Genomic DNA, 19942 nt, shown 5'->3' on the forward strand with positions numbered 1-19942 from the left:
GCCATCAGGATTTGGAGGTCACAATGGCTGGCACAGTGAAGCGCGACTACAGCCTGGTCGGCGAGAGCACACGCAGGGCGATCGAGACGGGGCTGGCTTCGGCCGAGTGGTATCACACCGACGTCTCCCGCAAGGCGATCAAGGAGTTGATGCAACGGTCGGATGGCCCGGCGATCCGCGACACGATCATCTGGATCGTCGCCATCCTGGGTTCAGCTGCCGGCGGCATTTATTTCTGGGGCACCTGGTGGTGCGTGCCGTTCTTCTTCGTCTATGGCGTGCTCTACGGCTCCTCCAGCGACTCGCGCTGGCACGAATGTGGTCATGGCACTGCCTTCCGAACGCGCTGGATGAATGATATGGTCTACCAGATCGCCAGCTTCATGCTGATGCGCAATCCGGTGACCTGGCGCTGGAGCCATGCCCGCCACCACACCGACACCATCATTGTCGGACGCGATGCCGAGATCGCCGTGATGCGCCCGCCGGACCTGCTGCGCACCGCACTCGCTTTCACCGGTATCCTCGATTTTCGCTACTCGCTTCCGGCGCTGGTACGCCAAGCGTTCGGCAAACTGACGCCCGACGAGAAAAGCTACGTTCCCGAGATGGAACAGCACAAGGCCGTCATCGCCGCGCGCTGGCATATCGCGATCTACATCGCGACCATCGCGGTCGCTCTTTACACGTGGTCGTGGCTGCCGCTGGTGCTGATCGGCGTGCCGCGCCTGTACGGCACCTGGCACATGGTGCTGACCGGCCTGCTGCAGCACATCGGCCTGGCCGACAATGTGGTCGACCACCGGCTCAACACCCGTACCGTGTACATGAACCCGATCAGCCGGTTCATCTACTGGAACATGAACTACCATGTGGAGCATCACATGTTCCCGATGGTGCCCTATCACGCGCTGCCCAGGCTGCACGAATTGATCAAGCACGATTTGCCTGAGCCGAACCCGTCGATGTGGCATGCCTATCGCGAGGTCTGGCCGGTCCTGCTCAGGCAGCTCAAGTACGAGGAGTATTTCCTCAAGCGCGAACTGCCGCCGACGGCGCGGCCCTATCGTGGCGAGTTCCACGAGGTGAACATGTCGGCGGCCGCGGAATAGACACTGGGCACCGCCGCAATACAGAAATTTCAGGAGAAACAGAGATGGCCGATTGGGTCGAAGCGTGCGCCGTGGACGATGTCGAAGAAGAGGATGTCATCCGCTTCGACCATAGCGGCCGCACCTTCGCGATCTACCGTTCCCCTGATGACGAATTCTTCGCCACCGACGGGTTTTGTACGCATGAGAAGGCCCATCTGGCCGACGGGCTTGTCATGGACGACATCATCGAATGCCCCAAGCACAATGGCCGCTTCAATTACAAAACCGGCCAGGCCAAGGGGGCTCCCGTCTGTGTCAATCTGCAGACCTATCCGGTCAAGGTCGAGGCTGGCAAAGTGATGATCCAGATATAGGGTATGATTCCGAACCGGAGGTCCGCGTCAGCGAAAAGGGGGACCGGCTTTTGCTGCGCTGACCTTCGGTTCGGAAAAGATCATGCAAATTGAAGCCTGACCGACCTTCAATACACGCAACAAGGGGACCAAAATCGATGAGCCGTAAAAGACCCACGATCGCCGATCTGCGCGCCATGAAGGGCAAGCGGCAATTGACCATGCTGCGCGTGTTGACGATGGACGAGGCCGAGGCAGCCGAAAGAGCCGGGGTCGACATCGTCTCGGTGCCGCCGGAGCTGGTGCTCAACCCGCAATACCGCGATGCCGCACCCAGCCTGTTCACCATGCCGGGCGACAATTTCTACGAGATCGGCACAGCCGACGACTTCGTCCGCTGGGCGTTCCGGCTCTACAAGGCGAGCGCCGACGCGGTCTATTGCAGCGCCGGCTTTGCAACTGTCAAACGGCTGGCCGGTGACAATATCCCGGTGATCGGCCATGTCGGACTGATCCCGTCGCGCGCCACCTGGACCGGCGGCTTCAAGGCTGTCGGCAAGACCGCCGACAGCGCCATGCAGATTTTCGAGGCAGTCAAGCAGTACGAGGCCGCAGGCGCGGTCGGCGCCGAGATCGAAGTGGTGCCGGTCGAGGTGGCCAATGCGATTTCGGAGCGGACCTCGCTGATCATGCTGTCGATGGGGGCGGGCACCGGCTGCGACGCGCAATATTTGTTCGCCGACGATATCCTTGGCCAGAACCGTGGCCACATGCCGCGCCACTCCAAAGTCTACCGCAATTTCGCCGCCGAATATGACCGCCTGCAGGCGGAACGCATCGCCGCATTTTCCGAATATGTCGCCGACGTGAACAGCCTGGCCTATCCCGAAGACAAGCATGTGGTGCATATGGACCCGGACCAACTCGGTCTGTTCATGGAGAAAATCGACGCCGGATGAAACGCGTCGGCTAGGACCTGCTCGACAATATCGTCAGCCGGCATATGCGACGGCCGGCGCTATGGCAGCCATGTTCCGGTAGCCAGCGCAGCGTAAAGCGCCTCCGCGTCAATACCGAGCGCTCTGTCTTCCCTAAGCGGCGCGACGAGGGCACGCACGGCTGCGTGAATTCCCGCTGTGCCCGGCGCCAGCGTCAGCCCGTCGCGCAGGTCGACGGCCTGCGCGGCGGCCATCAGCTCGAAGGCGATCAGCCGCCGCCACAGCACGATCATGTCGGCGCATTTCGAAACGGCCAGCGGTGCTTGCGTCGCATGGTCCTCAACGCCCTCCGAGACCTGCAGGAAGTCGAGCATCACCGGGTTGGCCTTGTGGCGGATGGCGGCGAGAATAGCACTTACTGTCTTTTGCAGCGGCACGAAGCCGGCCGAAGCGCCGCCGACCGGCGACAGATATTTGGGCAGGCCGTTGCGGCCTGAGCCGGTAAGCTGGATGAAGCGGGCAGCACAGGCGGCCGCACATTGAGCGATGGCAAGACTGAGCGTCTCGAAGGCAAGCGACAGCGACGGGGTGTGAAAATTGCCGGTCGACAGCACCGTGTCGTCGTCGCCCAGCACCAGCGGGTTGTCGGCGGCGGCGTTGAGCTCGATCTCGACAGCTTGCCTGGCCTGATCGATTGCCTGCAACAGCGCGCCATGGATCGACGGCATGCAACGGATCGACAGCGGGTCTTGTAAGGTCGCCGGCGTCGGCGCCTTGTCGCGTGCCAGCAGATCGCGCAAGCCTTGCGCGGCCTGCTGCTGGCCAGCGGCCGGTCGCGCCGCCTGCAGGCGCGGATCGAGGATCGTCTGGTTGGCGCCGATGCCTTCAATGGTCAGCGCGCCCGCCTGCTGTTGTTGTGCGAAGGCGGACAATGCGTCAGCCGCTGCCAGCGCACCGCTGCCGGCAGACACCGCCGAGGCGCTTATCAGCGACAGCCCGTCCTTGGGGGCGAGGCTGACGGGGGCGAGGCGGGCCATCGCAAGCGCCTTGGCCGCCGGCATGCGCCGGCCCTGAAAGTCGGCTTCGCCGTCGCCGGTCAGCATGCGACCGAGCGTTGCCATCAGCACCAGGTCGCTGTCGCCGATCGAGCCCAGCGACGGCATCACCGGATGCACGCCGGCATTGAGCGCGCCGATGAGTGCGAGGAAAACCTCTGATGAAATGCCCGAGCCGCCGGCCGAAAACATCGCGGTGCGGGCAAGCATCGTCGCCCGCACGATGTCTTGTGGCAGCGCGTCACCCACGGCGCCGCTGCGTCCTTCCAGCAACTGGTGCTGGAAGGCGCTGGCGTCGCCGCTGACCGACGTGCCGAGATTGGCGCCGAGACCGGTATTGAGCCCATAGATCGGCTGGCCAGAAGCGGCGGCGCGGTCGAGCACTTTTCGCGCTCTGTCCAGCCTCTCCATGACCGCGGGGGCTACCTCCACCTTACGTCCGGCGCGGGCAACCGCCGCGACGTCCTCGATGCTGACGCCCGTTCCGGTGAGGACAAGCGCGCTCATGCGAAACGCAGCCGCTGGCCGATGCCTTGCGCCTGCGCCTTGGCCAGCATCGCCTTACCCAGCGCGATATCTGAGAGCGACAGGCCGCGATGCCAGAACAGGATCGTCTCGTCGTCGCTCTGGCGCCCCGGCTTGAGGCCGGCGGCGATCTGGCCAAGTTCGGCGTGCAGCGTCTGCTCGCTCAGGCGTCCGGTCTCGACATGGGCGCGCAGCGAGCCGAATTTGCCGCCCTTGCACTGGCCCCAGTCGTCGACGACGATCTTTGCCATGATGTCGGTCAACGTCAGCTCCACCGCGCTCATCGTGCCGTAGGGCATCACCAGCCCGCCGGGCTTGATCCATGCGGTTTTCAGCAGCGGCTGCGGTTCCGGCAGCCGCGAGGCCTCGACGACGATGTCGGCGCCCTCGACGCAGGCGCGCCAGTCGGCGACCGCCATGACCGGCTTGCCGAGATCGGCGGACAGCTTGGCGGCAAAGCCGTCGCGGCTTTCCGGCCGGCGCGAATGCACGCGGATCTCGTCAAAGTCGAAGAGGTGGTCGAGCAGGCGCACGTTCCAGTAAGCGGTGCCGCGCGCACCGATATGGCCGAGGATCTTCGACGTCCTTTTCGCCAGATGTTTTGCGCCAATGGCGGTGACGGCACCGGTGCGCATGTCGGTGATGACGGTGGCGTCGAGGATGGCGCGCGGCGTGCCGGTGCGCGGATCGAACAGGTTGAGGATGCCGAATTCCGATGGCAGGCCGTGCAGGTAATTGTCGACATAGTCGCCGACGATCTTGACGCCCGCCGCATCGAGCGGCGCGACGTAGCCGCGCAGGACATTGAAATGGCCGTTGAAGGAGGGGTCCGGCTCGAGATGGACGCGCGGCTCGATCACCGTCTGGCCGTTGCCCTGCGCCACCAGCCCGCCCTCGACCGCATCGATGATTTCCGCATCGACCATATCAAGGGCTTCGATGTCGAGGGCGTTGAGATAATCGATGTAGATGGCCTTCATGCGCAGATTGGTCCTAATGAAGAGGGGTCCTAGTCAGAAGAGGCGAAACGAAATCGCGAAGTGTCGAAGGCTAGTTCGGTGGCTAGGTTCAGTCATCGCATAACAGGTCGCGATACGACACGAAAGTTTGTTGGACCATGTCTGGACGGCGCCACCCAAATGCTGTTCAAACCGGTGCGTCATCGATTTGCCAGACAATTGCCTGATTCCCAGTGGCGCGGGAAAAACTTTCATACAGTTCTGCGCATGACCGCCATTCCCGAAAACAAAGCCTTGGCCGAGACCGCGACGGCGGCGCGGCAGGCGCGGCGCGTGGCGCTGATCGTCGCCGTCGCCTTCTTCATGCAGCTTCTGGATGCGGCGATCATCTCGACATCGCTGCCGCAGATGGGAGAATCCGTCGGCGTGCCGGCGGTGGCGATGAGCATCGGCATTCACCGTCTATATGCTGACCATGGCGGTGTTCGTGCCGCTGTCAGGCTGGCCGCCGACCGCTTCGGCGCGCGCAACATCTTCGTCATGGCATCGCGCTGTTCACGCTGGCCTCGATCGCCTGCGGAATCTCGCAAAGCCTGACCCAGTTCGTCGCCGCGCGTGCCGTGCAGGGCCTGGGCAGTGCCCTGATGACGCCGGTCGGCCGCATCCTGGTGCTGCCTAACGCCTCGAAGTCCAAGCTTCTCAACGCCACCGCACCGATCACCTATCCGGCGCTGTTCGCGCCGGTGATCGGGCAGGTGCTTGGCGGCTTCATTACCACCTATCTCTCCTGGCACTGGAATTTCTTTCATCAACATTCCGCTCGGGCTGGCCGGTCTGGCGCTGGTCGCCCGCTTCATTCCCGGCGACCGCGATTCCGAAACCAGGCCGCTCGACTGGCCGGGCCTTCTTCTGACCTCGGCCGGGCTCGCCTCAATGCTCTACGGCCTCGAGCGGATCGCGCATCCGGAAGACGGCGCCATGCCGACCGTGGCGCTGCTTGCCGCCGGCACCCTGGTCGGCTGGCTGGCCGTGCGGCATCTGGCGCGCGCAAAAAATCCGCTGCTCGACCTCTCGCGCAATCGGCTCGCGGCCTCATTCCGCTTCCTGGCGTTGTCGCGGCAGTGGGCGCCGAGGTCTCGGGCCATCTTCCGCGGAACTGAAGTCGGGCTTGACCTTCTCCCCTTCTGGGAGAAGGTGGATCGGCGCGTGGCGCCGAGACGGATGAGGGGTGCTGGGAGAAACGCAGCGAGAAAATATAAAATGGTTTGAAGCGCTTACATCTTCTACGCAACGATCCTTCCAGCACCCCTCATCCGACCGAGCTTCGCTCGGCCACCTTCTCCCACAAGGGGAGAAGGAAAACGCTGCGCTACACCGGCCGATATACCTTCTCCGCCGTACTCCAGAAGATGTCGGCCTCTGCCGCCGCGCCGTGTTTGGCCACCGCCTCCCGGTGCGCCTTGATCAGCTCGGCGTGGCTGGTCCACAGTTTCTCGATCGGGAAGTTCGAACCGAACATCAGACGGTCGCTGCCGAGGATGTCGATAGCGTTGTCGACGATATAGGCGATGAGCGCCGGGTCGTTGCGGTGGACGAAAGTGCCGAGGCCGGAGAGCTTGGCATAGAGGTTGGGCGCTGCTGAAAGCGTGCGCAGCCCGGCCTTCCACGCCTCGGTGGTCTCCGGCTCCATGCCGGTCAGCATGCCGGCATGGGTCAGGATGAATTTGGTCTCAGGATTCTCGCCGACAAGCGTCAGCCCGTCCTTCATCTGGGCGGGGAAAAGCTGCAGATCGAAGGACAGGCCGTAGTCTTTCAGCCGCGCCACATTGGCCCGCACTTTCGGGTCGATCACCTGATCGGCCGAGGCGGCGAAGCGGAAGGCGGGCGTTTCATGCCAGTGCAGCTGCATTCGCACGCCGCGCAGCAGGGGGTACTTGATCAGCCGGTCGATCTGGGGCCTGATATCGTCCACCGTCATGTCGGCATAGCCGACGATGGCATGCGGCCAGCCGGTCTCGTCGGCTGTCTTCTGCAGGAAGGCGACCTCGGTCTCGAAATCTTCCTTGGCCCAGTTGGTCTGGACATAGACCGCCTTCTCGACGCCTGAGCCTTGCTGATCGGCCAGGAATTCCTCGATCGGATAGTCGCGGCGGATCGGTTCATAGGGTCCGAAGATGCGCGGCACCATCGGGCCGACCAGCCATGGCTGATCCTTTTGGCGCCAGATGTGGAAGTGGGCCTCGATCGCCTTCTGCATCATGAGACCCTTTTCCAGATGGCTGCGGCCGCTGGGGCAGGGCGGGCGAGCGACAGGATGAAATCGGTGAGACCAGCGATGGACGAACCATCGATCAGATCGTCGAGCACCGGCAGGATGGCGCGAAGCGCTGCCGTTGCCGGCTGGAAACGCGGATCGCCGGCCAGCGGCGTCGCCAGCGAAAGACGGAAGGCGCGTGCGCTCAGCCGGCGTATCGCCATTTCCAGTTCGGCGTGATCGCCGCGCTCCAGCGCGTCGGACAGGATGACCACCGCCGCCCCGCGCGCGAAAGCGGAAAAGCGCGGCACAGACAGGAAGGCGAGCAGCGTCGGTCCCATGCGGGTGCCGCCGTCCCAGTCGTCGACCAGTGCTGCCACGTGGGCCAGAGCCTGGTCTCGGTCGCGAATGCGCAGCGCCGCTGTGATGCGGGTCAGCCGCGTGCCGAAGGTGAAGATTTCAGCCCGGCCCGCACCTTGCACCGCCGCATGCGCCAGCTTGAGATAATCCGATGTGTAGAGCTTCATCGAGCCTGACACATCGATCAGGATCAGCAGCTTGCGCGGCACGGTCTGCCGGCGGCGCAGCAGCGGCGACGGCACATCGCCGTCGGCACTGACAATTTCGCGCAGCGAACGGCGCAGATCGAGCTTGCCGCGCGCGTGCGTGCGCACGGTGCGGAAGGAGCGGCGGGCGGGCAAGGCGGTAGCGAGCTTCCGGCGGAAGGCGGCAAGCCCGTCGCCGTCGCGCCGGAAGTCGCGAGCGCTCAACTGTTCGGCGCCGGACGATAGCTCGCCGCCTTTTTCCTGGCGCGCCACCTCGTTCTCCTCGTCGCCGGCGCCGCCGTCATCCTTGATGCGGGTTTCGTCGTCGGCCTCGCCTTCGACCACGGCCGTGGCGTTGCCGTAGAAATAGCTTTGGAAATGCGCCTCGAATTCGTCGCGGCGGTCGGGCGGCGGCGCCAGCGTGGCAAGCGCTGCCTCGTGGATGTCAATCATCGAGCGCGGTCCAAGTAGCGTCACCGCCTGCATGAAGCCCGATACCTGCTCGGGCGCCACCGGGAAGCCATAGCGGCGCAGCAGCCGGCCAAAGCCGAGCAAGGGTGCTGCCGCCAGGGGTAAGTTTTCTCCCCGCATCATTCCTTCGTGGGTGCTGTCCCGCCAGCGGTGAGGTCGATCCGTATTCGGCCGCGCTGCGAACGGGGCGAAGGGGTCGTTGACGTCGCGTGTCACGCCAGTGCCTCCTCGACGATCTGGCCAAGCTCGGGGGCGATATAGGACAGGTCTTCCTCGTCCTTAATCAGCACGCCGATGGCGCGGCGAAAAGCTTCCGGCCACGGGCTGCCGCCCTGTTCGAGGATGGTCGCGGCGTTCGCCCATTCGACCGCTTCGGCGATGCCCGGCGGCTTGGCCAGCGGACGGGCGCGAATATCGTGCACGGCAGCAGCCACCGCACGCGCCGTGGCCTCGGCGACGTCGCCGGCGCGCAGCATGATGATCTCGGCTTCGCGCTCGGCGTCGGGATAGGTAATCCAGTGATAGACGCAGCGCCGCCGCAGCGCTTCCGCCAGCTCGCGCGTACGGTTCGAGGTCAGGATGACGATCGGCTGCGCCGTCGCGCGGATGGTGCCTCTCTCAGGAATGCTGATCTGGAAATCGGAAAGAAACTCCAGCAGCAGCGCTTCGAACTCATGATCGGAACGGTCGATCTCGTCGACCAGCAGCACGCGCTTTTCCGGCGCTTTCAGCACCTGCAGCAGCGGCCGCGCGATCAGGAAACGGTCGTCATAGATGTCGACCTCATGCTCGCCGGCATGACGGATGGCGAGCAGCTGGCGCTGGTAGTTCCATTCGTAGAGCGCATGCGCGGCGTCGATGCCTTCATAGCATTGCAGCCGCACGAGGTCGCGCCCGAGCACTTCAGCTATCGCCTTGGCCGCTTCCGTCTTGCCGACGCCCGGCGAGCCTTCGAGCAGCAGCGGCTTGCCCAGCCGGATCGCCAGGAAGACGGCAGTCGCCAGGCTTTCATCGGCCAGATAGCGCGAGGCGGCGAGGTGCGACGCCACCGCCTCCGGCGAGGTCGCGACAGTCTCGGCGCTTCTTCTAGGCATTTCCAACACTCAGTTCGGGGCTTGCGCCTTCAACGCGCGCAGGATGCGCTCCGGCGTGATCGGCAGCGTGTCGATGCGCACGCCGACGGCGTCGAAGACGGCATTGGCGACCGCCGGGATCTGCGGGTTGGCGCACATTTCGCCTGGCCCCTTGGCGCCGTACGGGCCGTCGGCCGAGGGTCGTTCCAGCACGATGATCTCGGTTTGCGCAAGATCACCCGGTCCCGGCATCAGATACTGGTTGAAGTCGGAGCCGCCATGATCGCGATTGGGATAATAGGGTTCCGTCGTCTCGTAGAGAGCGTGGCTGATGCCCATCCATGAGCCGCCGATGAGCTGCTGCTCAACCATTTTCGGGTTGAGCGCGCGGCCGATCTCAAAAATGTTCTTGACCGTCAGCACGGTGACCTCGCCGGTCTCGTCATCGACCTCGACCTCGGCCACCGTGCAGGCGTGGGCGTAGCAGGTCGACGGCTTCATCGCGCCGGTTTCTTTCTCGGGATAGGAGCGGGGGATCAAAAACATGCCGCGGCCGGAAATCGAGCGGCCGCGCTTGAAGTGAGCCGACAGCGCGACATCGAAGATCGAAATCGATCTTTGCGGCGCGCCCTTGACCAGGATGTTGCCTTGGCCGTCGGTCTCGAGGTCCGACGCATTCACTTCCAGTTCCTCGGCCGCCACTTCCAGCATCACTTGGCGGGCTTCCCTGGCCGCCTGGATGACGGCGTTGCCGGCGCGGTGGGTGCCGCGCGAGGCGAAGGTCCCCATGCAGTGCGGGCCGGTATCGGTGTCGGCGGTGTCGACGACGACGCGGTCGGTCGGCACGCCGATCGTCTCGGCGCAGATCTGCGCCATGATCTGCTTCATGCCCTGGCCGAGATCGACGCTCGACAGCGTCACCATGAAATTGCCGGTCGGCGTCGAATGCACCAGCGCCTGGGTCGGGTCACCGCCGAGGTTCATGCCGGTCGGATAGTTGATTGCGGCGACGCCGCGTCCACGCCTGATCGCCATCTCAAGCTCCCTTCGCGTAGGACGACATCGCCATGAACTTCTCCGCCACCGGCCAGTTGGCGGCGCGCGAGGCTTCCTGCATGCACTCGATCAGCGCAGCGCCCTCGGTCGGCTGGCGATGCGCCTTCATGTCGCCGTCCCGGTAGGCATTGATGAAGCGGATTTCGAGCGGATCCATGCCGATCAGCCGGGCGAGCTTGTCCATCTGCACCTCCAGCGCGAAATCGCCGATGGTGACGCCGAAGCCGCGCATGGCGGAGGAGGGCGTGCGGTTGGTGTAGACGCAGTAGGTGTCGATCCAGACATTCGGGATCGTATAGGGGCCGGGATAGTGGCCAGCGCCTTTCTGCGCGCCATAGGGCGAGTGGCGCGAATAGGCGCCGGCATCGGTGTAGCCGGTGACCTTGCGGGCGACGATACGGCCGTCCTTCATGACGCCGTCCTTGATGACGACCTTTTCGGCGGCGCGCGGCGAGGAGATCTGCATCTCCTCCTCGCGGCTGTAGATGAAGGAGACCGGCCGCCCGGTCAGCTTGGCGCCGAGGATGGCGATCGGCTCGACGATGACGTCGACCTTGCCGCCAAAGCCGCCGCCGACGGTGCCGCCGACGAAATGCAGCTTGTTGCCGGGCATCTGCAGGATGATCGAGGCATTGTCGAGGGTGAAGAACATCGCCTGCGTGTTGGTGTAGCAGGTGAAGCGGTCATTGCCCTCCGGCGCGACGATACAGCCGGTCGTCTCGGTCGGTGCGTGTTCAATCGGCGAGGATTGGTAGGTCTGTTCGAGCACGTGATCGGCCCCGGCGAAGCCGGCCTCGACATCGCCGAAGCGCACCTTGCGGCATTCGCCGCTGTCATAGAGATAATAGTTCCGGCCGTGATATTCGTTCACTATCGGCGCGCCGGGCTTCAGCGCTTCCTCCATGTCGAAGACGGCCGGCAGCACTTCGTAATCGATCTTGACCTTGGCCGCCGCTTCCTGGGCGGCACGCTCGGTCTCGGCCAGCACCGCCACCACCGCCTCGCCCTTCCAGCGCACCTTGCCATCGGCCAGCACCGTCTCGTCCTCCGGCCCGATCTGGATCAGGATCAGGATGGTGTAGACATTGTGCGGCACATCCTTGGCGGTCAGCAGCTTGACGACGCCCGGATGTTTCTCGGCCTCTGAAGTGTCGATGCTGCGGATGCGGGCGTGATGATGCGGGCTGCGCACCATCTTCAGATACAGCATGCCGGGAAAATTGCGGTCGGCGAAATAGGCGGTTTTGCCGGTGACATGGCCGGGTGAATCGGAGCGCGGCCGTGGTTGGCCGATCTCGTGCAGATCATCCTTGCGCTGGTCGGCGAAGTAGTTCTTGCGGAGTTCCATCTTTTTGACTCCCCTCAAGCCGCGTTCTGCGAATTGGATCGCGCGGCGGTCAGCACCGCCTGGATGATCGGCTCGTAGCCGGTGCAGCGGCAGATATTGCCCGACAGCGCCTCGACCACCTCGTCGCGGCTGGGGTTCGGCGTGTGGTCGAGCAGCACCTTGGCGGCCATGATCATGCCCGGCGTGCAGAAGCCGCATTGGGTGGCGAAGGCGTCGAGGAAGGCCCGCTGCAGCGGATGCAGAACGCCGCCTTCCGAAAGCCCCGATGTCGTGGTGATGGCCGCACCGTTGCAGGTTTCGGCCAGCGTCAGGCAGGAGAGCCGGAGCTCACCGTCGATGATGACCGAGCAGGCGCCGCATGTGCCTTGATGGCAGCCGCCTTTCGGTGAGGTGTCGCCGATCTTGTCGCGCAGTGCGTTGAGCAGCGTCGTACCGCTGTCGATGAATTCGGCCTTCTCCGCGCCGTTGAGCGTGAGCTGAACCGGGACCTTTGCCATGTTTCCTCCTTGCGCCTGCGCGTGGGCAAGCGCGCTCCCCTGGATATTTCAGCCGAGTAGCAGCCGGCCGAGATGGACCGGCAGGACTTCGTTGCGATACCAGGCACTGGCGATCGGATCGGTAACAGGCGAGGTGCCGTCGCCGGCCGCAGCAAGCGCCGGCGCGATGCCATCGCTGGTGAGCGTCCTGCCGAGCAGCGCTTTCTCCGCCGCCGTCGCACGCATCGGCCGGTCGGCCATGCAGCCAAGCGCTATCCGTGCCGAAGACACGGTTCCGTCCGGTGCCTGTTCCAGCACGGCGGCGATGCTCAGCACCGAGACGCCCTTCGGCTTGATCCTCGACACTTTCAGGAAGCGAAAGCCTTCAGCCGGAAACGTAAATCCAACTGCGGTGATGATGGCGTGGTTGCTTTCGCGTTTTGCCAGGAAGGTTTCGATCGGTAGCTCGCCGTCGTCGATATTGACGGTTGCGTCCAGTGCCAGCAGCGCCACGGTGAAGTCGCCATAGGGCGCCGGGGCGAAGAGATTGCCGCCGACGGTCGCCATGTTGCGGATCGCCGGGCCGCCGACGGCGCGCGCCGCGTGGGCAAGCGACGCGAGATCCGGATGACGGGCGATCGCCGCCATGGTCACCGAAGCGCCAATGCGGACCTTGCCGCCGGAAACGGTGATCGCCGACAGCGCCGGCTCGGTCGACCTGATGAGGCTGGAGACCGATACATCGCCTTCATTGGCGGCGCGCACGACCAGCGTGCCGCCGCCGAGATATCGGGTACCGGCGGCTTTCAGCCCCGCATTGGCGTCCTTGACCGTCGAGAAAGTCTGCAGGGCGAGCGCCATGGAAGGCTCCTTTTGCTCAACTTTGGCCGGCGAAATGACTTTTCAAAGCGTTGAAACCGCCCTGGAAGACGTTGGCGCCCATGCCCTCGGCCAGTTTGTCGGCTTCTTCGGGGGGCGCGTCGAAGCTGGCGGTCCATTCGGCATAGGTGCGGTCGCCATCGGTCACCCGCCGCAGCTGCAGCGTCGCCTTGTGGTTGGTCAGCGGCTGCGGTGTCTCCAGGATGGAGTAGCTGACTAGGAAATTGCCGTCGGAGAAGTCGAGCAGCTTTTCGCGAATGCGGGCGCCGCTGGCGAGCTGAAAGTTGCGCACGCAGCCGATCGTGCCGGGATCCTTGCCGTCCTCGATATGGCTTTCGACCATACGCGGATGCCAGCTCGGCAGGCCGTTGAAGTCGCGTATGCGCGCCCAAACCTTTTCGACCGGCGCGTCGATGACGCTGGAGATGGTAACTTTCGCCATATGGTCGTTCCCTTGCAAGCATGTATGTCGCGAGGGTAGGGCGGCGGGCCCGGCGGCGCTTATCAATGCGTCTTGACCGCCTATCAAATAGTCTGAAAAACGGCTGCCAGGCGGCTCAGGAAATGGCCCGCGCCGCCTCGCGATAGAGTGTCGGCGGAACGCCGACATGATCGCGGAAGAAGCGCGAGAAATTGCCCTGGGTGGTGAAGCCAAGATTGCAGGCGACCGAGATCAGCGGCTCCTGCGACCATTGCAACTGCCGCACGGCTTCCTCCATGCGCAACGTGTTCCAGTAGACGTTGGGCGTCAGATTGGTCTGCTCCTTGAACAGCGCGAAGAAATGCGGCCGCGACAGGCCGACGCTGCGTGCCACATCGTCGAAGCAGATACGCTCGCAGACATTGGCCTTCATCAGCTGGATCGCCTTGCGGACACGGAAATCCTGCATGGTGTGGACGCGGGCGCGTGCTACTTGCGGTGCCGAGGCGTCGGCGGCGTCGAGCACGCTGTCGATGAAGCGCTCGATCTCGTAATTGGCGATGTCGTCGATGCTCTCATTGTCGCTGAGATGGTCGAGAAGGTTGGCTGCCGCCTTGTGCAGCCAGGGCTCCAGCGTGATCGCCGGTGCTGAAAATAGCGGCGCGGACGACGGCAGGTCGCGACGCCGGCGCGCCCAGTCCGGATCGATGTAGAAGGCGAGGAACAGGCCGGGCCGGCCGTCGCTGGACAAAGCGTGGCTGTGCGGCTGGAAGGAATTGATGCCGGCGGCGGTGCCGGGCCCAAGCCGCACCGTTTCGCGACCGATGGTCATCTCGCCGGCCGTGCCTTCCAGCCAGATGATGATATGCGCCTCGACATGGGCATGGGTGACGAAGTCGCTGGCGACGTTCAGGACAGAAACATGTCCGAACCGGCCCCAGTAGAGCCTGATCGCTTCCGTCATGGGTATATCCTCCCGCAGGCGACTGGCCTCCCTTCGCCTGCAATGGGGATAGTGCGGCTCAGTGCGGGCCTGCGTCAAGGCACATGCGCACGCCTGGGGCCCGTCATGGGCCATACCGGCCGATTATCAGACTGAGCGATAGCAAGGGAAACGAATAGCGTCCGTCACCTGCGGTCTATTCGTTGCGCCTGAAATTGCGGATCCGGTCGAACAGGACCGCCAGCAGAATGGCGCCGCCGATGAACACGCCTTGCCAGAAGGCATTGATGCCGAGCAGGCCGAGACTGTTGCGGATCACTTCGATCAGCGCCGCGCCAACGACGGCGCCAAAGGCCGTGCCCATGCCGCCGGCCAGGTTAGCGCCACCGATGACGGTCGCGGCGATGACCTGAAGCTCCATGCCGTTGCCGAGATTGGTGGTGACGGCGCCAAGCCAGCCGGTCTGGATGATGCCGGCAATACCGGCCGCCAGCGCCGAGATCATATAGACCGCGACCTTGATCTGGCGCACCGGAACGCCGGTCAGCGTCGCCGCATGCTCGTTGCCGCCGATGGCGAAGATGTGCCGGCCGAATTTCGTCCAGCGCAGGACGAAGCCGGTGATCAGTGCCAGCACGATCGTGTAGAGCACCGGATTGGCGATGCCGAACACAAAGGCGCCGCCGCCCAGCGCCAGAAGCTTGTCGTGATCCGGCCCGAACTGGAAGACGACGGTGTTGTTGGAGGCGACCATGGCAAGGCTGCGCGCAATCGACAGCATGCCGAGCGTCACCACGAACGGCGGAAAGCCGAGATAGGCGATCAAGATACCGTTGAAGGCGCCGATGATCAGCGCTGTCGCGATTGCAGCGGCAATGCCGATCTCGATGCCGTAGCCGGCATGCATGGTCACCGCCAGCACCATCGAACACAGGCAAAGCACCGAACCGACCGAAAGGTCGATGCCGCCGGTGATGATGACGAAGGTCATGCCCAGAGCGACGATGGCGACGAAGGTGACGTTACGGGTGATGTTGTAGAGGTTCTTCGTCGTGGCGAACGAATCCGTGGCGACAGACAGGAACAGGCAGGCGAGGATGACCGCGATCACCACCCAGAAGGTCTGGCTGGCAAACACCCTGGTCAGCAAAGTGTGCTGCTTCTGCGCGATCGTCTGGTCAAGAGTTACTGCCATCGTCGACCTTTATCTGCTTGCGTGGTGAAACCCGCTGACATCAAACCTGTTCGATGGCGCCGGTGATGAGCCCGGTGACTTCCTCGGGCGAACTCGACGCGATCGTCTTGTCGGCGACCTTGCGGCCGCGCCGCATGACGATGACGCGGTCGGCAACGTCAAAGACGTCGGGCATGCGGTGACTGATCAGCACGACCGCAATGCCCTGGTCGCGCAAATGGCGGATCAGGTTCAGCACCTCGGCGACCTGTCGGACCGAAATCGCCGCCGTCGGCTCGTCCATCAGCACGATCTTAGCCTGCGAAAGCATGGTGCGGGCAATCGCCACCGCTTGCCGCTGGCCGCCCGACATCTGCTTGACCAAGTCGCGCGGGCGGGTTTCGGATTTCAGCACGGCAAAGATCTGGCCGGCGCGCTTGTACATCGCGGCGTAGTCGAGGATGCGAAACGGCCCGACGCCGCGGCGCAGCTCGCGGCCGAGATAGACGTTGGCGGCGGCCGTCAGATTGTTGCACAGCGCCAGATCCTGATGGACGATCTCGATGCCGTGCTGGCGCGCCTCCACCGGCTTGTGCAGGATCAGTTCCTTGCCGTCCATCTGCATCGTGCCGTGGCTCGGGCGGAAATTGCCGGCGATCATCTTGACCAGTGTCGACTTGCCGGCGCCGTTATCGCCCATCAGGCCGACCACCTGTCCGGCCTCGATCGACAGCGAAACGTCGTTGACGGCCTGGATGGCGCCGAAATGTTTCGAGATGTTGGCGAGTTCGAGAACCGACACCAGACTGCTTCCTCCCCGTGGTTCCGGCCAGCGGTTCTGCCGCGGCCTCGCTCTCCCCAGCCCCTCCCGGGAACAGCGCTTTCGCCCATTTACGCACATGCCCCCTTGCCGTCAACAGCGGCTTCTTTCGAAAAATCCGTTTTGTAGGACAAATAGCAATTGACGTTGGTCGCAAGCCGATATTAGCTAAGCGTCGGAGGAGATTATGCCGATCTCCTGTTCCGGCGCGCCGGCGGAATCGGCGGAGGTTTATCGGTCGAGGATCTGGCAGCGTCCGTACCGCGCTGGTCTGCGGCCGCATCTGGAAATACTTATCGGCCCGGCTTGGCGACACGAGTGCTCGCGAAACGAACCTCTGTCATCGCGCATCCGGGCCGGTCTGTGTGGCGGGCACGCCGTGTCCGTCTGTTTCAAGGGAGGACTGAAATGAGGAAATCACTATTGCTCGCTGCCGTCGCCATGCTGGCGTTGGGCGCCGGGCCGGCTATGGCCAAGAAACAGCTCGTCATCGTGGTGAAGGGGCTCGACAATCCGTTCTTCGAGGCCATCAACCAGGGTTGCCAGAAATGGAACTCGGAAAACGCCAACTCGGAATATGAATGCTTCTACACAGGTCCGGCGTCGACCTCGGACGAGGCCGGCGAAGCCCAGATCGTTCAGGACATGCTGAGCAAGCCAGACACGGTGGCGATGGCCATTTCGCCGTCCAACGCGCCGCTGATCGCGCAGACGATCAAAAGCGCCAATCCGTCGATCCCGATCATGACGCTCGACGCCGACCTCAGCAAGGAAGATGCGGCGCTGCGCAAGACCTATCTCGGCACCGACAACTACCTGATGGGCTACAAGATCGGCGAGTATATCAAGAAGGCCAAGCCGGATGGCGGCAAGATCTGCACCATCCAAGGCAATCCGGCGGCCGACAACATCCTGCGCCGCGCTCAGGGCATGCGCGACGCGCTTACAGGCCAGAAGGATCTCCCGGCGCTCGCCGGCGAGGGCGGCTGGACCGAGGTCGCCGGCTGCCCGGTGTTCACCAATGACGACGGTGCCAAGGGCGTGCAGGCGATGACCGATATTCTCGCCGCCAATCCCGATCTCGACGCTTTCGGCATCATGGGCGGCTGGCCGCTGTTCGGTGCGCCGCAGCCCTATCGCGACCTGTTCAAGCCGATGGCCGATAAGATCGCCAAGAACGAGTTCGTCATCGGCGCTGCCGATACGATCGGTGAGGAAGTGGCGATCGCCAAGGAGGGTCTGGTCACCGCGCTGGTCGGCCAACGGCCGTTCGAGATGGGCTACAAGGCGCCCTCGGTGATGATTGACCTGATCGAAGGCAAGCCGGTCGCCGATCCGGTCTTCACCGGTCTCGACGAGTGCACCAAGGATACGGCCGACACCTGCATCCAGAAGTAGGTTCGCAGTTTCGGGGCGTCCGATCGACGGGCGCCCCGTCACACCGGTTCACGAAAACCTACGAGGTGAGATTGCTGGGGCGAACCGCTCCTGCTTTGCCGCGCCTTGAGTTCAGCATGTGCCGGGGAACATGGATGTCGGACGCAAGATCGAAAAAGCGACTTACCACGGTTAATGCACGGGCCAAGGTCAAGGCACAGGCTGCCCGTCCGCCCGGCGCGCGCCGTACCGATGCGGCGCTGATCCCCGGATCGAGCGTGCATGCGTCGCTGGCCAACGAGATCGGCCTCAGGATCGTTCGCGGCGACTATCCGCCGGGAGCCATCCTGCCCAACGAGGCCAAATGGTCCGAGACTTTCAACGTCAGCCGCTCGGCGGTTCGCGAAGCGATCAAGATGCTGATGGCCAAGAGCCTGCTGGCTTCACGCCCCAAGATCGGCAGCTGGGTCGAGCCGAAGGAGCGCTGGAACCTGCTCGATCGCGACGTGCTGGCCTGGTACGCGACGTCGCCCGACCGCGAAGTGTTCCTCAGAACCGTGCAGGAGTTCCGTCATATTATCGAACCGGAAGCCAGCGCCTTTGCCGCGATCCGGCGTAGCGACGAGCAGATGGCCGAGATCAGCCAGGCCTGCCGGGAGATGGGCCAAGCGACGACGCTGCAGGAGCGCACCCGCGCGGACACGCGTTTTCATCTGGCCATCCTGCGGGCGTCGGGCAACGACCTCCTGGTACCGCTTGGCGTGCTGATCGAATCCGCGCTCGACCACCTCTTCGTTTTCGTCACCCGCGAAACCAGCGACCAGCCTCGAGCGCAGGCGCTGCATGAGGCGATCGAGAAGAACATCCGGCTCCAGCGGCCGGCTGCAGCCCGCACCGCAGTGCACAGACTGCTCGCCAATACCGACGACGTTATCGGGCGGTCGCGGCGCTGATTCATGCCCAACGTTGGCGCTGCCCCTCATCCGGCTGCCGCCGGGGAGAGGGTCTGGCCGCAAACAGTCGGCGAAGGCGTCCTTCTCCCCGTCACTATACCGGGAGAAGTGCCCGGTAGGGCGATGAGGGGCGGTGCCAGGCTTGATCAAAAAAACGGCGGGGGCAGCCTCAAATCGTCTGCTTCTTCCCATCCTTCGTCGGTATCAGGTCGACGCCGTTGACCTTGCCGATATGCGTCGCCAGCATCGGCACATATTGATCGGCCGGCCCAGCGGCGAATGCGCCGGCGAATGCGTTCTTCGTGGCATTGCCAAGCGGGTTGGCGATGCCGGCAGCACCCGCCATCGATTCGAGATAGGTGAGGTCCTTGAAGGCGTTGGCGATGGTGAATTTGTGCGCATCGCGGTCGCCTTCCAGCGTCCAGCGCATAAAGGTCTGATAGAAGCCGCAATCCATGCGGCCGTTGCGGATAACGCTGTCGAAGCGCGGCGGCGAGATGCCGACCTTCTCAGCCAGCGCCAGCGCCTCGGAATAGATCGCCGCATAACCCAGCGAAATAAAATTGTTGAGCAGCTTCATGCGGTGGCCATCGCCGGTGTCTCCGATGTGGACGATGCGTCCGGCCCAGGTGTCGAGCACCGGCTTCAGTCGGGCAAAGACCGCGTCGGACGCGCCGACCATGGCGTCGAGCGTGCCTTCCCAAGCCTCCTTCGGCGTGCGGCTGAGCGGGGCATCGACATAGTCGACGCCGAGCGCCTTGAGTTCGGCGGCAAGCGCTACGGTCGAGGTCGGGTCCGAGGTCGAGCAATCAACGACCACCGAACCCTTCTTCAGGCCTTCCTTGAGGCCGCTGGGCCCGCGGATGATGGCTTCGACCTCGCGCGAGCCGGTGACGCAGATGAAGACGATATCGGATGCCACTGCGACGTCGCGCGAGGTCGCGGCTTCCTCCGCACCCCGGCCGAGCAGGTCTTCCGCCGGAGCGCGGTTCTTGCGGCCGAGGAATGTCAGCGAATAGCCCTTATCGACGATGTTCTTCGCGATCCCGTGTCCCATCAAGCCCAGTCCGATGAAGCCGATCTTTTCGCTCGCGGCGGTGGTGTTCATGTCCGTGTAATCCTGTGTTGCGGTCTCGATGACGGCGCTGCACTTTGGCAGGCGAATTGTTGAAGCGGGTTTTTGCCGCAAGCGGTTGGTAGACGATTGCAGAGTTCGATATTGTCTGAC

19 protein-coding genes and 1 pseudogene are annotated in these 19942 nt (G+C 63.9%); 6 read left to right on the plus strand and 14 right to left on the minus strand.

What is annotated here, in order from left to right:
* Positions 1 to 23 precede the first annotated feature (23 nt).
* The 3 genes from ACWUKX_RS21495 (at position 24) to ACWUKX_RS21505 (ending at position 2406) form a co-directional block, all read left to right on the plus strand.
* Complete coding sequence (locus ACWUKX_RS21495; RefSeq protein ID WP_456008846.1) at positions 24 to 1112, plus strand: fatty acid desaturase family protein; 1089 nt, start codon at positions 24 to 26, stop codon at positions 1110 to 1112.
* A gap of 44 nt (positions 1113 to 1156) precedes the next feature.
* The gene (locus ACWUKX_RS21500) at positions 1157 to 1468 is read left to right on the plus strand and encodes a MocE family 2Fe-2S type ferredoxin (protein WP_287335829.1); all 312 of its coding nucleotides are present in this window, start codon (positions 1157 to 1159) and stop codon (positions 1466 to 1468) included.
* A gap of 137 nt (positions 1469 to 1605) precedes the next feature.
* Positions 1606 to 2406, plus strand: coding sequence for a 3-methyl-2-oxobutanoate hydroxymethyltransferase (locus ACWUKX_RS21505; protein WP_456008847.1), 801 nt, complete (start codon positions 1606 to 1608; stop codon positions 2404 to 2406).
* Positions 2407 to 2465: 59 nt separating this feature from the next.
* Here the strand turns inward: ACWUKX_RS21505 and ACWUKX_RS21510 are convergent, their stop codons facing one another.
* On the minus strand, positions 2466 to 3947 hold the full coding sequence (locus tag ACWUKX_RS21510) for an HAL/PAL/TAL family ammonia-lyase (protein ID WP_456008848.1): 1482 nt from the start codon (positions 3945 to 3947) through the stop codon (positions 2466 to 2468).
* Positions 3944 to 4945, minus strand: a complete 1002-nt coding sequence (locus ACWUKX_RS21515; RefSeq protein ID WP_456008850.1) for an ornithine cyclodeaminase family protein — start codon at positions 4943 to 4945, stop codon at positions 3944 to 3946. The genes ACWUKX_RS21510 and ACWUKX_RS21515 overlap by 4 nt, the downstream gene beginning before the upstream one ends.
* A gap of 246 nt (positions 4946 to 5191) precedes the next feature.
* Between ACWUKX_RS21515 and ACWUKX_RS21520 the strand changes: the two are divergent.
* Positions 5192 to 5998 (plus strand): annotated as a pseudogene (locus ACWUKX_RS21520) (MFS transporter); the annotation flags it as partial.
* Positions 5999 to 6293: 295 nt separating this feature from the next.
* Here the strand turns inward: ACWUKX_RS21520 and ACWUKX_RS21525 are convergent.
* From ACWUKX_RS21525 to ACWUKX_RS21575, 11 genes are all read right to left on the minus strand, one after another.
* Entirely contained in the window at positions 6294 to 7181 is an 888-nt protein-coding gene (locus tag ACWUKX_RS21525; protein ID WP_456008881.1) for an amidohydrolase family protein, read from the minus strand.
* Positions 7181 to 8317 carry a vWA domain-containing protein gene (locus ACWUKX_RS21530; RefSeq protein WP_456008882.1) on the minus strand — a complete coding sequence of 379 codons (1137 nt, stop codon included), beginning with the start codon at positions 8315 to 8317 and terminating at the stop codon, positions 7181 to 7183. The genes ACWUKX_RS21525 and ACWUKX_RS21530 overlap by 1 nt, the downstream gene beginning before the upstream one ends.
* Before the next feature lie 89 nt (positions 8318 to 8406).
* On the minus strand, positions 8407 to 9288 hold the full coding sequence (locus ACWUKX_RS21535; protein WP_456008852.1) for an AAA family ATPase: 882 nt from the start codon (positions 9286 to 9288) through the stop codon (positions 8407 to 8409).
* Between the two features lie 9 nt (positions 9289 to 9297).
* Positions 9298 to 10302 (minus strand): xanthine dehydrogenase family protein molybdopterin-binding subunit, encoded by a 1005-nt coding sequence (locus ACWUKX_RS21540; protein ID WP_456008853.1) that lies wholly within the window; start codon positions 10300 to 10302, stop codon positions 9298 to 9300.
* A gap of 1 nt (position 10303) precedes the next feature.
* Positions 10304 to 11671 carry a xanthine dehydrogenase family protein molybdopterin-binding subunit gene (locus tag ACWUKX_RS21545; RefSeq protein WP_456008854.1) on the minus strand — a complete coding sequence of 456 codons (1368 nt, stop codon included), beginning with the start codon at positions 11669 to 11671 and terminating at the stop codon, positions 10304 to 10306.
* 14 nt (positions 11672 to 11685) lie between these two features.
* A complete protein-coding gene (locus ACWUKX_RS21550; RefSeq protein WP_287100104.1) occupies positions 11686 to 12168 on the minus strand; it encodes a (2Fe-2S)-binding protein in 483 nt (160 codons plus the stop codon).
* A gap of 48 nt (positions 12169 to 12216) precedes the next feature.
* On the minus strand, positions 12217 to 13008 hold the full coding sequence (locus ACWUKX_RS21555; RefSeq protein ID WP_456008855.1) for an FAD binding domain-containing protein: 792 nt from the start codon (positions 13006 to 13008) through the stop codon (positions 12217 to 12219).
* A 16-nt stretch (positions 13009 to 13024) separates the two neighbouring features.
* A complete protein-coding gene (locus tag ACWUKX_RS21560) occupies positions 13025 to 13468 on the minus strand; it encodes an SRPBCC family protein (protein WP_029351643.1) in 444 nt (147 codons plus the stop codon).
* A gap of 115 nt (positions 13469 to 13583) precedes the next feature.
* Positions 13584 to 14411 (minus strand): AraC family transcriptional regulator, encoded by an 828-nt coding sequence (locus ACWUKX_RS21565; protein WP_029351641.1) that lies wholly within the window; start codon positions 14409 to 14411, stop codon positions 13584 to 13586.
* A gap of 175 nt (positions 14412 to 14586) precedes the next feature.
* Complete coding sequence (locus tag ACWUKX_RS21570; RefSeq protein WP_029351638.1) at positions 14587 to 15585, minus strand: ABC transporter permease; 999 nt, start codon at positions 15583 to 15585, stop codon at positions 14587 to 14589.
* Positions 15586 to 15625: 40 nt separating this feature from the next.
* Positions 15626 to 16366 carry an ATP-binding cassette domain-containing protein gene (locus tag ACWUKX_RS21575; RefSeq protein ID WP_029351636.1) on the minus strand — a complete coding sequence of 247 codons (741 nt, stop codon included), beginning with the start codon at positions 16364 to 16366 and terminating at the stop codon, positions 15626 to 15628.
* A gap of 426 nt (positions 16367 to 16792) precedes the next feature.
* Here ACWUKX_RS21575 and ACWUKX_RS21580 point away from each other — a divergent pair, with 426 nt between their 5' ends.
* Both ACWUKX_RS21580 and ACWUKX_RS21585 read left to right on the plus strand, forming a co-directional pair.
* The gene (locus ACWUKX_RS21580; RefSeq protein ID WP_065006737.1) at positions 16793 to 17782 is read left to right on the plus strand and encodes a sugar-binding protein; all 990 of its coding nucleotides are present in this window, start codon (positions 16793 to 16795) and stop codon (positions 17780 to 17782) included.
* A gap of 134 nt (positions 17783 to 17916) precedes the next feature.
* On the plus strand, positions 17917 to 18714 hold the full coding sequence (locus ACWUKX_RS21585) for a FadR/GntR family transcriptional regulator (RefSeq protein ID WP_065006738.1): 798 nt from the start codon (positions 17917 to 17919) through the stop codon (positions 18712 to 18714).
* Positions 18715 to 18883: 169 nt separating this feature from the next.
* Here the strand turns inward: ACWUKX_RS21585 and ACWUKX_RS21590 are convergent, their stop codons facing one another.
* On the minus strand, positions 18884 to 19822 hold the full coding sequence (locus ACWUKX_RS21590; RefSeq protein WP_456008856.1) for an NAD(P)-dependent oxidoreductase: 939 nt from the start codon (positions 19820 to 19822) through the stop codon (positions 18884 to 18886).
* Positions 19823 to 19942: the final 120 nt, after the last annotated feature.

It is taken from the genome of Mesorhizobium sp. f-mel (genome assembly GCF_053850215.1).